The sequence below is a fragment of the Maribacter sp. 2-571 genome, from assembly GCF_050589625.1.
Taxonomy (GTDB): Bacteria; Bacteroidota; Bacteroidia; order Flavobacteriales; family Flavobacteriaceae; genus Pelagihabitans.
Genome location: NZ_JBNGOP010000007.1, coordinates 18791 through 32906, shown reverse-complemented (window position 1 = coordinate 32906; position 14116 = coordinate 18791). Strand labels below are relative to the sequence as shown.

At 44.1% G+C, this 14116-nt stretch carries 8 protein-coding genes; all 8 read left to right on the top strand.

What is annotated here, in order from left to right; translation table 11 throughout:
- Window positions 1–114: 114 nt before the first annotated feature.
- The 8 genes from ACRD7P_RS06955 to ACRD7P_RS06920 all read left to right on the top strand — a co-directional run bounded on the left by ACRD7P_RS06955 (window position 115) and on the right by ACRD7P_RS06920 (window position 14112).
- Entirely contained in the window at window positions 115–1461 is a 1347-nt protein-coding gene (locus ACRD7P_RS06955; RefSeq protein WP_430906820.1) for a TolC family protein, read from the top strand.
- Between the two features lie 32 nt (window positions 1462–1493).
- Complete coding sequence (locus ACRD7P_RS06950; RefSeq protein ID WP_430906819.1) at window positions 1494–2744, top strand: efflux RND transporter periplasmic adaptor subunit; 1251 nt, start codon at window positions 1494–1496, stop codon at window positions 2742–2744.
- 92 nt (window positions 2745–2836) lie between these two features.
- On the top strand, window positions 2837–3532 hold the full coding sequence (locus ACRD7P_RS06945; protein WP_430906818.1) for an ABC transporter ATP-binding protein: 696 nt from the start codon (window positions 2837–2839) through the stop codon (window positions 3530–3532).
- Window positions 3533–3605: 73 nt separating this feature from the next.
- A complete protein-coding gene (locus tag ACRD7P_RS06940) occupies window positions 3606–6041 on the top strand; it encodes an ABC transporter permease (RefSeq protein ID WP_430906817.1) in 2436 nt (811 codons plus the stop codon).
- A gap of 27 nt (window positions 6042–6068) precedes the next feature.
- The gene (locus ACRD7P_RS06935) at window positions 6069–8495 is read left to right on the top strand and encodes an FtsX-like permease family protein (protein ID WP_430906816.1); all 2427 of its coding nucleotides are present in this window, start codon (window positions 6069–6071) and stop codon (window positions 8493–8495) included.
- Window positions 8496–8552: 57 nt separating this feature from the next.
- Window positions 8553–10952: an ABC transporter permease gene (locus ACRD7P_RS06930; protein ID WP_430906815.1), complete on the top strand. Its 2400-nt coding sequence runs from the start codon at window positions 8553–8555 to the stop codon at window positions 10950–10952.
- Window positions 10953–11006: 54 nt separating this feature from the next.
- On the top strand, window positions 11007–13370 hold the full coding sequence (locus ACRD7P_RS06925; RefSeq protein ID WP_430906814.1) for an ABC transporter permease: 2364 nt from the start codon (window positions 11007–11009) through the stop codon (window positions 13368–13370).
- A 73-nt stretch (window positions 13371–13443) separates the two neighbouring features.
- Window positions 13444–14112, top strand: coding sequence for an ABC transporter ATP-binding protein (locus ACRD7P_RS06920; RefSeq protein WP_430906813.1), 669 nt, complete (start codon window positions 13444–13446; stop codon window positions 14110–14112).
- Window positions 14113–14116: the final 4 nt, after the last annotated feature.

The window sequence follows — 14116 nt, the reverse complement described above, 5'->3', positions numbered from 1 at the left end:
TTATTGTACAATTGCCTAAGTGTACATCAAAAATATAATTAATAACAAGTTGATTTTCAGAAATTTAAAAACGTGGCACACCTATAGTATACCAATTGGCATACCAATATGAATATGCATTCTAAAATAGCGACCTTAACTATTGTACTTGTGCTGATCGGAAAGTTCGTTTTCACTCAGGAGACTTGGACGTTGAACGATTGTGTGGACTATGCCTTGTCGAACAATTTACAACTCAAAGATTTTCAATATACCACGGATTCGGGCAAGGAAACCTATCGTCAATCCGTTCGTGATCTATTACCGACCCTTAGCGGTAATGCGAGCTATACCGTTAATTTTGGAAGAAGCACGGATCCTTTTACCAACGATGTGGTTACCACCGATTTCTTTTCCAATAATTATTCTTTGGAATCGTCGGTAGCCCTCTTCCAAGGTTTTCAACGGATGCATACCATAAAAGCATCGAAATTTCTTTTTAAAGCGGCCAAAGAAGATGTGCGCCAACAAAAATACCTTTTGGCGTTCCGGGTAATGCAAGCGTTTTACGATATCGCATTTTTTGAAGGCTTGGTCAATATTTCAATGGAACAATTGCAAGTTTCACAAAACAACCAGCGGTTGGTGGAAAAGCAAATTGAATTGGGCCTAATGGCCGGTGCGGATCTATACGAGGCACAATCCCTTTTATTGACCGACAGTTTGAACCTCACCCAAAGCCAAAATCAGTTGGCTGTAGCAAGGCTTCGACTGGTACAGGAAATGAACCTAGAAGACGTATCCGATATCACCATTCAGCCAAATTTTGCGGTCGATACAGCTGAAAATTCCTTTAAAAAGATAGAAACGGATAGTATTTTTAAAGCGACCAAAGTTTTTTTACCCTTGTTGAAGGCAAGTACCCTAAGAGCAAAGGCGGCGCGCAAACAATTGGGAGCGGCACGCGGACAATTATATCCCTCACTTTCCCTTTTCGGAGGTATTGGAACGGGCTATTTTGAAACCACACGGGACACACTCGGAGCCACTATTCCTTTTCGGGAACAATTTCGGGACAATACCTTTCAATTTATAGGGGTCAACCTAAGTATCCCCATCAGCAATCGATGGTCCGGCAGGTCCGGGGTAAAACAACGCAAAATCGACCGGTTGCGTGCCGATAACAATGTGGCCATACAAGAACAAGTGGTGTACCAGACCATTCAAACCTTGGTACAGGAACACACGGCATTGCAGGTGGAGTTCAAACAGACCACCAAAAATATGGAAGCCCAGCGTTTGGCGTTTTCCATAGCACAAAAACGATATGAAAAAGGGCTCATCAACGCCATTGCGCTGTTTACGGCAAAAAATTTGTTCGCTACCGCACAAAACCAACAGTTGCAGGCGCGGTTAAAATCAGAAGTGAATAAAAGCACCTTGGATTTTTACCGTGGACTGCCCGTATTCGGCATTCAGTAAAAGTGGACCATTACAACTAAACGATTTCAACTATGGATATTAAATTGGAGAAAAAGAAAGGATTAAAGGCCAAGCACTATGGTTATATTGCTTTAGGCCTATTGCTTCTCTTTGCCGGTTATCAATTGCTGTTCGGAAATTCCGCATCGACGTTTCGGACCGAAAAGGACAAACTCTCCGTTGGCGAGGTAACACAAGGGAAGTTTGACGATTATATCACCATCAGCGGAACCGTTGCCCCGATTTCCACCATATATATGGATGCCTATGAAGGGGGAAGGGTTACCGAAAAACTGATCGAAGAGGGCGCCACCGTGAAAAAGGGGGATATCATCTTGAAGTTGGAGAACATGAACCTGTATGAACAAATATTGGCAAGTGAAAGCAATTTGGCACTAAAACAGAACGATTTAAGATCTACAAAATTGACTTTCGATCAGCGTCAGGTAGATGGCAGAAGATCGTTGGCTACCGCAAGTACCGACTTACAGCGTTTGAAACGAAATTTTGAACAGAATAAAGCCCTTTTTGAAGAAGAGCTGATTTCAAGAGAAGTGTATCAGCTGTCCAAAGAAAATTACGAGCTGTCCCAAAAACAGCACGATATTATTAAATTACAGACAGAAAACGACGATCAATTGCGCAGCACTTCGCTAACGGGTTTGGACGCCGATCTGGCCCGAATGCAAAAAACATTGGGTATGGTCTATCAGCGTCTGGACCACCTGAACGTTAGGGCCCCCGCCGATGGTCAATTGGGCTTTTTGGATGCCGAAATCGGCCAGAATATCACTCAGGGACAACGCATAGGACAGGTAAACGTACTCACCGACTATAAGATCGAAGCTACTATAGATGAACATTACATCGATCGGGTCGTCCGCGATCTGACGGCAATTTTGGAACGTAACGGTAAAGCATATCCCTTACGATTGCGAAAGGTATATCCAGAGGTGAGAAACGGAAAGTTCAAGGTAGATCTCGTTTTTACGGAAGCAAAACCGGAAACCATTCGCACCGGTCAGAATTACAACATCAAGTTGCAGTTGGGCGAATCGTCCGAAGCGCTGTTATTGCCGAAAGGAAGCTTCTTTCAAAGCACTGGTGGGCAGTGGATATTTGTAGTCGATCCCGATGGAGGAGAAGCGCTAAAACGCCCTATCCGTATCGGAAAACAAAACTCCCGTTATTATGAAGTTCTGGAAGGACTGGACGCAGGAGAACAGGTGATTACCAGTAACTATGATAGCTTTGGGAACGCCGAAAAAATTGTATTGAAGTAAATAAAAATGGCATGACTTAAAAGTATGCTATTCATCATAAACGCATTGCTTGACAATGGGCAAGCAGGAACAAAAACTAAAATCGAACAATAATGATACAAATTCAAAATTTAAAGAAAAGCTTTAGGACAGAGGAGGTGGAGACCCTTGCCCTGAACAACGTAAATCTACATGTTGAAAATGGGGAATTTGCGGCAATCATGGGACCATCTGGTTGTGGAAAATCGACCTTATTGAACATTATTGGAATGTTGGACAACCCCACCGAAGGGAGCTACCAGTTTGCGGGCCATGAGGTCGGCGGCCTTAAAGAGCGACAGCGGACCGAGCTGCGAAAGGGAAACCTCGGTTTCGTGTTCCAAAGCTTTAATTTGATCGACGAGCTTACCGTTTTTGAAAATGTGGAACTCCCGTTGATCTATCTTAAAATCGGAAAAGCGGAACGTAAAGCAAAGGTAATGGAGGTGCTCGAGCGAATGAAAATAGCGCATCGGGAAAAACACTTTCCGCACCAGCTTTCCGGTGGACAACAACAACGGGTCGCCATTGCCAGGGCGGTAGTCACTAATCCAAAATTGATTTTGGCGGATGAGCCTACCGGAAATCTTGACTCTAAAAATGGTATAGAAGTCATGAATCTGTTAACTGAACTCAACCAAGAGGGGACCACCATTGTGATGGTTACCCACTCCGATCGCGACTCGCACTACGCCCATAGGGTCATCAACCTATTCGATGGGCAAATCGTTACCGAAAGTCAAAATAGGGCAGTGGGGGCCGTTATGTAACCGCGACCATAAGGAGTTTATTCATCAATCAAATCATTTTTAAAGTACCCCGATCCATCATAAAACGAACATCATGTTTAAAAATCATTTAAAGATCGCTTGGAGAAATCTTTTGAAGAACAAAGGGTTTACCATTATCAATATTGTAGGTTTAAGTATCGGGGTAGCCTCTTGTATCCTTATCGCCGTTTATATTTTACACGAAAACAGCTATGATGCCCATGTCAAGAATGCCGATACCGTTTATCGCATGCTCAATAGGGATGCCCGTGACGGTAAAATTGCCGATGGCATCCATTTTTCGGCCAACACCGCAAGTACCTTACTTGCCGATTTTCCAGAAATCGTAAATGCGGGTAGAATTAATGACAATGATCTTTTTTATGGGGCGGGGAGTAACGAAATCCGTATCGATGGTAACCAGAAGCAACATCATGAAAAAGGTTTTGCCTATGCCGACCAGTCCATTATCGACATTATGGATGTTTCCATGGTGTACGGCGAAGCTTCCTCGGCTCTGGCGCAGCCCGGTAGTTTGGTCATCTCCCATAAAATGGCCAAAAAATACTTTGGTGAGCAAAATCCAATAGGTCGTTCCATATACCTGAACGGTAATGATTCGGAACCCTATCAGATCAACGGGGTGATGGAAGATTTTGCCAGCAATTCGCATATGGACTATGATTTCTTTATTTCCTTGAAAGGAGTGGAGTTCGGTGAAGGGGAACAGACCCGATGGGTACAGAACAACTACTTTACCTATTTGCAATTAAAACCTGGAACGGATGCCATGGCCTTTCAGGACAAAATGTCCGTACACCTGATACAGAACTATATTCGTCCCGCATTGGAGGCCTCTGGCTTTGTAGTCCCCGAAGATGCCGGGGAGGTATTTAGCATGCGTTTGCAAAAACTAACGGACATCAATTTACGGTCCGGTACCATTGGGTATGAGGCGAGCGTTCGCAACGACATCAAGATCATATGGATATTCGGGATAGTGGCATTGTTCATCCTTGTTATCGCGAGCATCAACTTTATCAACTTATCTACCGCCAAATCGGCCAACCGCGCAAAGGAAGTCGGGATCAAAAAAGTAGTGGGTTCGCCCAGGACGTATCTGATAGGGCAATTTTTGACAGAATCGGTGATGGTTACAATGATTGCCTTTGTTTTCGGAATTGTACTTTCTTATTTGGTCTTGCCCATGTTTCAGGACCTATCGGGCAAAACCTTGGAAATCCCGCTGACCCATCCCTATTTTCTTCCCATGATACTTGTTGGTGGTATACTTGTGGGTGTTTTGGCAGGCCTTTACCCCTCCTTTTATCTGTCGCGCTTTAAACCGAGTGCCGTGCTTAAAGGTCGGTTGGCCACCGGAAGTAAATCCAGTGGGTTGCGTAGCGGATTGGTGGTACTCCAGTTTTCGATTTCCATCGTATTGATCATTGGTACGCTTGTAGTAAACCAACAGATGAACTTTATTTTGAATTCAAAGATAGGATTTGAAAAAGATCAGGTTATACAGCTCTATGGCACCAACATGTTGGGCGATAAAATTGACACCTTTAAATCCGAACTTGAGGGAATCAATGGAGTGGCTAGTGTAAGTATTAGCGACTATTTGCCCATATCGGGAACCAAAAGGGACGGTAACGGTTTTGTAAACGAAGGACGCGATAACATCGATGAAACCGTATTCGGTCAGGCATGGGTCATCGATGAGGATTACCTGGGTACTCTTGGCATGACGCTGGTATCCGGTCGAAACTTTTCGGAAGATAGGGCCTCCGACAACGAGGCGATCATCATTAATGAAACCATGGCACAACGGCTGAACCTCAAAGATCCGATAGGCAAAAAAATATCCCGCTACGGGAGCTTATATGAAGTTATAGGAGTGGTAAAGGATTTTAACTTCGATAGTATGAAGCAAAAAGTGGAACCGCTAAGCTTTTTTAGAGGAATCAGTCCCACCATAACCTCGGTAAAAGTAAGTACCGACGACCTCCCGGCTTTTCTGTCCGCGCTCAAGAAAAGTTGGGCCACCTTTATGCCGAATATGGATTTGCGGTATGCGTTTATGGACGATTCGTTTTCTAAAATGTACCAAAACGTAAGCCGTATCAAAGCGATTTTTATCTCGTTCGCCGTTTTGGCCATTTTTGTGGCTTGCCTCGGCCTTTTTGCATTATCGGCGTTTATGGCGGAACAACGTCGTAAGGAAATCAGCATACGCCTGGTATTGGGCGCTACGTTTAAAAACGTATACAAGTTGCTCACCTTCGACTTTTTAAAGCTTGTATTTATCGCCATTGTAATCGCTTCCCCCATTGCATGGTATGTCATGACCCGCTGGCTAGAAGATTATGCTTATCGCATTCAAATTACCTGGCAGTTGTTCGGCCTGGGCGCCCTCATTGCCATAACGATCGCCATTTTCACTATAAGCTACCAATCGGTTCGTGCGGCGCTGGCGCAACCGGCAAAAAGCTTACGAACGGAATAATAGGGAATTCATTATTAAAAAAAAACCATGATTAAAAACTATATAAAAATCGCATGGAGGAATCTCCTCAAAAATCCGCAGCAGACTACCATCAATTTGTTGGGGCTTACCATAGGTACGGGAAGCTGTCTATTTATCCTTATCTACGTTTTTGCACAATTGGGCTACGATGCGCACCACGAACAAGCCGATAATATTTACAGGGTTGAAACCATTATCGAAAGAGAGGGTGCAAATTTTGATACCGCTGCCGCCAGTCCCCCCATTGCTTTCGCCATAAAAGAAGACTTTCCCGAAGTAACGGAAGCAACGAGGGTAGTCTTGACCGATGTATTCTTTAGCACATTGATCCGGGCCTTTAACAGTAGCGACGGCTATTACGAACCTCGTGCCTATATTGCTGACTCGACATTTTTTAAGGTTTTTGACTATCGCTTCTTGGAAGGAAACCCGCTAGGTGCATTGAACGAACCAAATACCGTAGTACTTTCTTCAAAATTGGCCCATAAACTGTTTGGAGAACAAAAGGTGCTTGATAAAGAAGTTGTTTGGGGCAGTGGCGAAGATGAACTCGTTTTGACCATAAAAGGGGTATTCGACGAAACCTACGGAAAATCACATTTAAACCCCAATTACATTGTAAGTATGGGGACCGAGGGCATGGGAACCTTTGTACAGGGGTTCGAGAGCTTTGCCACCAACAATTTTGTATATTCCTATATACAGCTTTCCCCAAATAGCAGTGCAGCCGGATTGCGGCAAAAGTTACCGGAGTTTATTAAAGCCCGGGGTGGTAAAGATCTGGCCGATGCCGGCATGTTGTCCAAAACCCTCTTGTTAAAAAATATAGCGGATATCCATTTGTATTCGGAAGGTCGCAAGAACCAGCTCCACGAGGTATCGAGTATCGAATTTCTATATTTTCTGTTAAGCCTTGCATTTTTTATACAATTGGTGGCCTGCGTTAATTTTATTAACCTCAGTACCGCCAGGGCAAGCAAAAGGGCGAAGGAGATCGGCATCCGAAAAGTAGTGGGCGCTGGAAAACGAATGCTTCGCGGGCAATTTTTGGGAGAATCGATTCTCCTTTCCATGACAGCGGTGTTGATCAGTGTACCGTTGACATTGGTATTGTTGCCCTACTTGAACGAACTTACCAATGCCTCATTAGATTATTCCAATATGCTGCAGTGGAAAATTGCGTTATTGCTATTGATCATCGGTTTGCTTACGGGTTTGATCGCGGGTATCTATCCCGCTATACTGTTATCGGCGATACATCCTGTAAAAGCATTCAAAAGGACCAATATTCTAGGTTCCGGAAATGGTACCTTACGGAAAGCGCTGGTGGTTTTTCAATTTGTAGTTTCTATAAGCTTGGTCGTCGCCGTAATCATCATCACCCAACAATTTCGGTTCTCCCAAAACAAAGACCTGGGATACGATAAAGAAAATATGTTGGCGTTGCGCATCGGTACCGATGAGGCATCCAGTAAATTCGATGCGATAAAAGAGTTATTTTTAAAAATTCCCGGTGTAACCGCTGTATCCAGTGGAAACTATGCGCCCTCGGAAAATGTACTGAGCGATAATGGTCTGTATCTCCCAGGCGAAAGTAGGGAACGTTCCACTATTGTAAAACGCAATGGTGTAAGTGAGGACTATTTTAAAACAATGCGTATCCCATTTCTTACCGGAAGGGATTTTACCGCCAAGGATACGGTAGACCAAATTATCGTGAACAGGGCAACTTTGGAAACCTTTGACATTCCATTGGAAAAAGCGTTGAGCACACAATTGATACAAAGTTTTGGGGAAGAAACCTTCGAAATGCGAATTATCGGCGTGGTCGAAAATTACCATTACGCTTCTATAAAAGAGGCCATTTCCCCTTTGTTTTTATACAAGGAAAATTCACCCAACTGGTTGTTCCTGAAAACCAAGACCAAAAATTACGGACAACTGTTGACGGCATTGGAAACCGAATGGAAAAAATCGGTACGAAATGTTCCCTTTGATTACCGATTTGTAGACCGTGAGGTAGCCCAACTCTATGCCGAAGAAAAACGACTGGGCAAAATATCCATCGTTTTTACCCTGTTGGCCATTGTCATCAGTTGTTTGGGACTTTTTGGGTTGGTATCCTACGTTGCCGAACAAAAGAAAAAAGAGATCGGGATCCGTAAGGTTTTAGGGGCAAGCGTTAATTCGGTAGTACGGCTCCTTACCAAAGACTTTATAAAATTGGTGGTCATCGCACTTTTCATTGCGGTACCGATTGCCTATCTGCTTATGGACCGCTGGCTGCAGGATTATACCTACCGCATCGATATCAAATGGTGGGTATTTGCGTTGGCAGGCGGTTGTGCAATGTTCATTACCCTTTTGACCGTCGGGTTTCAGTCCTTAAAATCAGCAGTCGCAAATCCTATCAAGAGTTTAAAAACCGAGTAAGTACATCATCATCAAATCAATAGCGGAGCCGATGGGCAACGCACCAAAACGAGCATTATGTTTAAAAACTATGTAAAAATCGCCTGGCGCAACCTTTTAAAGAACAAAGGGTATTCGCTGATCAACATTGGAGGGCTGGCCCTAGGAATGGCGGTTACCCTGATCATTGCCCTTTGGGTGACCGAAGAACTGTCGTACAATCGCTATTTCACCAACAAGGACAGGGTGGCGCAAGTGTTCCAATCGCAAACCTTTAACAACCAAACCGGGACCGGGCCATCCATACCGTTGCCTTTGGAACCGGCGCTTAAAGAAGCCTATGGGGATTATTTCAAACATATCGTATTGTCCTCCTGGAACAACCAACAGTATATAAAGTTTGGTGAAAAAAATCTGGCTAGGACCGGTAATTTTATGCAAGACGGTGCGCCGGACCTGTTGGATCTGAACATTTTAAAAGGAGTAAAGGCAGGTTTGGAGGATGTAAACTCCATCATGATCAATCAGTCCACGGCCGAGGCCTTTTTTGGAACAGAAGATCCTATCGGCAAAGTCGTAAAAATCGATAATCAGCATGATATGATGGTTACCGCCGTGTATGAGGATATTCCAGTGAACAATTCTTTTAACGATATGGAGTTTATCATGACCTGGCAACATTACCTGAACAGTAACGAGTGGCTCGAATCGGCACGGGAAAACTGGGGAAACAACTCCTTTCAACTTTTTGTACAGCTAAAGGCCAATACTGACATGGAAAGCCTATCGGCACAGATACGTGATCTAAAAAAAGTGTCCAATGAGGATACCGCCGAATTTAACCCGCAGCTCTTCTTGCATCCCATGAAAGATTGGTATCTCAGGAGTAATTTTGAAAACGGTAAGCAGGTAGGCGGTCGTATCAAATATGTATGGCTATTTGGTATCATCGGTGTTTTTGTATTGCTCTTGGCCTGTATCAATTTTATGAACCTCAGTACGGCCCGTTCCGAGAAAAGGGCCAAGGAAGTCGGTATTCGAAAATCCATCGGTTCACAAAAAGGGCAACTGATCTACCAGTTTTTGAGCGAGTCGTTTTTGGTCGTTCTCTTTGCGTTTTTGCTGGCCCTGTTTCTGGTACTGCTCTCGCTCAATGGATTTAATGATCTTTCCCGAAAGGAAATTGCTTTCCCTTGGCGGAGTATCTCGTTTTGGGGCGCCTCGTTATTCTTCATTGTGGTGACCGCTCTGGTCGCTGGTAGTTACCCGGCCTTGTATCTATCATCTTTTCGTCCTGTAGATGTATTGAAAGGCACTTTTAAGGCAGGCAAATATGCCGGGCTGCCCAGAAAAATATTGGTGGTATTGCAGTTTACGGTTTCCGTGGCATTTATCATAGGCACCTTCATTGTCATGCAGCAAATCAATTACGCAAAAAATAGACCAGTGGGGTACGATAAGGAGGGGTTGTTACAAATACCCACTTTTAGCGAGGATTTTACGGGTAAATATGATCTGATGCGTAGCGAGTTCCTAAAATCCGGTGCGGCAATTGAAATGTCGTCTTCCAGTAGCCCTACCACACAAATTTGGTCGAATCGGGGTGGATTTACCTGGGAAGGAAAACCGGATAATTTTCAGGAAGATCTGGCATGGACGGAAGTATCCCCGGAATATGCAAAATCGTTGAACCTTAAAATTGTAGAGGGTCGAGATCTTTCCCGAGAATTTGCGACCGACTCCAATGCGGTATTGATCAATGAAACCGCAAAAAAATATATGGGCCTCGATAATCCGATAGGGGTCTTGATCAAGGACAGCAATGAGGAAAACCCCGATCCTCCATTGAAAATTGTAGGTGTTGTACAGGACATGATTACGCAATCGCCCTACGAACCCGTAAAACAGGGCATCTATGTTTTTGATAAGGAAGGAGAGTCCAGTTACTACAACCTAAGGTTGAACCCGAAAAATAGCGCTTCGGAAAATCTTGCCACCATAGAACGGGTATTCAAGGAACACTTTCCTAAAATCCCCTTTCAATATGACTTTGTTGATGATGAATACGGTGAAAAGTTTGCTTCGGAAGAACGCATCGGAAGCCTTGCGGCAATATTTACGGCATTGGCCATATTTATCAGTTGCTTGGGGCTTTTTGGACTGACCTCTTTCGTAGCTGAACAACGTACTAAGGAAATTGGGGTGCGAAAAGTATTGGGCGCAACGGTTTTCAATGTTTGGAACATGCTTTCCAAAGATTTTTTGAAACTGGTAACCATTTCCTGTTTTATCGCCATTCCCATTTCCTATTACATCATGAACGGTTGGCTGCAGGAGTACCCCTATCGGGTAGTACTGCAATGGTATATCTTTTTGTTGGCTATCATCGGTGCCTTGGGCATTACCATGCTTACCGTAAGCTTTCAAGCAATTAAGGCCGCAAACGCAAATCCCGTAAAAAGTTTACGTACAGAATAGGCAAATGCAATGGCAACAAAAAACGTTCAAGAATAAGTAATACCGCTTTCGACCATGTTCAGGAACCATATAAAAATCGCCTATAGAAATTTATTGAAAAACAAAAGTTTTTCAATTCTCAATATCACTGGGCTCTCGGTAGGTTTGTGCGTGACGACGCTAATAGCGCTATGGATCAATTTTGAACTCGGTTTCGACGGTTTTCATGAGAATGAAAAAAACCTCTACCAAGTCAACAACCAATATGAAGTGGAGGGGGAAATCGATACCTGGAACAGTACCCCAAAAGTAATGGCAACGGTATTAAAAGCGGATTATCCCGAGATTTCAAGGGTGTCGCGCTACTTTTTTGAAACCCCTTTTCTATTCACCAAAAACGAAAAACGCATCAAGGCTACGGGAACCGCAGTAGATGCCGATTTTTTGAGCATGTTCCGTTTTCCATTGATCGAGGGAAATGTGAAAACCGCCCTATCGGAGGTTAACACGGTGGTATTGACCGAAAAGTTGGCCAAAACCCTTTTTGAGGAAAAAGACGCAATAGGGCAGACCTTGACCATCGATAATTCGGAACTGTTGACCGTAAGCGGTGTTCTAAAGAACTTACCGGACAACACCATGTTCAATTTTGAGTATTTATTGCCATGGTCCTATCTTGAACAAAAAGGTTGGAATGACGATAATTGGAGCAACAACAGTATCGTTACCTATGTACAATTGAAGGATGGGACGAATTTTGGGGCATTCTCCGAAAAGCTGGCATCCCTTAGGGAACGTTATGACCGTTCCTCGCCCGACATCCATACCTTTTTGTATCCGTTTGGCCGCATTCACCTCCACGGTAAGTTTGAAAATGGAAGGGAGGCGGGAGGTCGTATCGATACCATTCGCCTTTTCGGGATCATCGCCGGTATCCTTTTGCTCATTGCCTGTATCAATTTTATGAACCTCAGTACGGCCCAAAGCGAAAAACGGGCAAGGGAAGTCGGGGTACGCAAGGTGGTTGGCGCAAAAAAAGGTACGCTGATAGCCCAGTTTATGGGAGAGTCTATTTTTATTGCGATAATCTCGGCAGTTATTGCCTCCGGTCTGGTCTGGGCCGGTCTGCCTTATTTTAACGAGTTGGTCGGAAGGCCCCTGTCCCTATTGACATTACCCCCTGCCTTCTGGTGGGGAGCGGCAGGTACGGTAGTGCTGACCGGAATCTTGGCTGGTAGCTATCCCGCTATGTATTTGTCAGCGTTTCGACCTTCTGCAGTACTCAAGGGCCATTTCAAAAAAAAATCTAAAAACGACGTATCGCCACGTAGCGTTTTGGTCATTTTTCAATTTGGTATGGCCATTATACTGATCACCGCAACGGTTATCGTACAACAACAAATTAAAAAAGCCCAGACTCGGAATAGCGGATATTCGAAAAACAACTTGTTGTACACCCATATGGAGGGTGATATGGAACAGCATTACACTTTGATCAAGGACGAACTGCTGCGATCCGGGGCGGCGATTTCGGTGACCAAGACCAATGCACCTATAATCGAAAGTCAAAGCAACACCTGGGGAATGTTATGGGACGGAAAAGCGCAGGATGACCACACCATAGTTCATAGGATGATGGCCGACGAAGCGATTATAAGAACAATGGGGTTGGAATTGATGGAAGGTAGGGATTTTGACTTAAGGGAGTACCCTAGTGATTCTTCGGCAGCGATCATTAACCAAAGTGCCGCACGGCTCATGGGGTTCGAAGATCCGATAGGCAAAACGATCAACGATCGGAATCGCGACTGGCACGTCATAGGGCTTGTCAAGGATTTTGTTTTGGACTCGCCCTATCAAAAAATAGAACCTTTGGTCATCCAAGGCGCCGACGGTTGGTTCGATGTTATCAACATGAAACTGAACACCGATCGAAGTACTCGTGAAAATTTGACCATGATCGAAGCGATCCTTAAAAAGTACAACCCGGAATATCCCTTTCAGTACCAATTTGTTGATCGTGCCTATGCGCAAAAATTTGAAGATCAGCAACGAATCGGAAAAATAGCCAGCGCATTTACCCTGTTAACGGTGTTGATCTCTTGTTTGGGGCTTTTCGGACTTGCCAGTTATATGGCCGAAAACAGGACCAAAGAAATCGGGATTCGAAAGGTACTGGGTGCCACGGTAGGGAATATCACTACATTGTTGACCACACAGTTTATGAAATTGGTCGCCATATCTTTTGTCATCGGAGCTCCGATCTCGTGGTACTTTATGTCGAATTGGCTCGAAGGCTTTGCTTACAGGGTTACCATTGCGTGGTGGGTATTTCCATTATCGGGTATCCTAGCGATGGGAATAGCAATGGTTACCATCAGCTTTCAGGCCATAAAAGCGGCGGTTGCCGACCCAACGAACAGTTTAAAAACGGAATAAGCGCAAACAGGTCATCCAATAAGTCCATACTGATCTTGAGAGAGTATTTTACAAAAACAATAAAACGAAAAATATGCTACTACAATTAAACAATATATTTAAATGGGTCCAACAAGGAGGGGAGCGTGTTTTTCTGTTGAAAGACATTAATTTGGACGTTTCGGAAGGCGAATTTATTTCCATTATGGGACCGTCGGGATCTGGAAAGTCCACTTTACTCAACGTTTTGGGAATGCTCGACGGATTTAATGAGGGCTCGTACACCTTTATGCAAGAACCGGTGCATTCCCTAAAGGAAAAGCACCGTTCCGAATTGTACAAACGCTACATCGGCTTTGTTTTTCAGGCCTATCATCTGATCGATGAACTTACGGTATATGAAAATTTGGAAATGCCACTTTTATATAAGAAAGTGAAGAGCGGGGAACGGAAGGCCTTAGTCGCCGATATGTTGGACCGTTTTCATATCGTTGGTAAAAAAGATCTTTTTCCCAGTCAACTGAGTGGGGGGCAACAGCAATTGGTGGGTGTGGCCCGCGCATTGATCGGAAACCCGAAACTACTTTTGGCGGATGAGCCTACCGGAAATCTGAATTCCCAACAAGGCGAAGAAATCATGGAATTGTTTCAACAATTGAACAATGAGGGGGTAACGATTATACAAGTAACCCATTCCGAGAAAAATGCCGCTTACGGCTCAAGAACGATACACCTATTGGACGGCAGAAAAATATCCGGGTAACACC

Bases quoted from the DNA above. Each gene is read 5' to 3' on its own strand.
- ACRD7P_RS06955 (WP_430906820.1), top strand. From the start codon at position 115: ATGCATTCTAAAATAGCGACCTTAACTATTGTACTTGTGCTGATCGGA.
- ACRD7P_RS06950 (WP_430906819.1), top strand. From the start codon at position 1,494: ATGGATATTAAATTGGAGAAAAAGAAAGGATTAAAGGCCAAGCACTAT.
- ACRD7P_RS06945 (WP_430906818.1), top strand. From the start codon at position 2,837: ATGATACAAATTCAAAATTTAAAGAAAAGCTTTAGGACAGAGGAGGTG.
- ACRD7P_RS06940 (WP_430906817.1), top strand. From the start codon at position 3,606: ATGTTTAAAAATCATTTAAAGATCGCTTGGAGAAATCTTTTGAAGAAC.
- ACRD7P_RS06935 (WP_430906816.1), top strand. From the start codon at position 6,069: ATGATTAAAAACTATATAAAAATCGCATGGAGGAATCTCCTCAAAAAT.
- ACRD7P_RS06930 (WP_430906815.1), top strand. From the start codon at position 8,553: ATGTTTAAAAACTATGTAAAAATCGCCTGGCGCAACCTTTTAAAGAAC.
- ACRD7P_RS06925 (WP_430906814.1), top strand. From the start codon at position 11,007: ATGTTCAGGAACCATATAAAAATCGCCTATAGAAATTTATTGAAAAAC.
- ACRD7P_RS06920 (WP_430906813.1), top strand. From the start codon at position 13,444: ATGCTACTACAATTAAACAATATATTTAAATGGGTCCAACAAGGAGGG.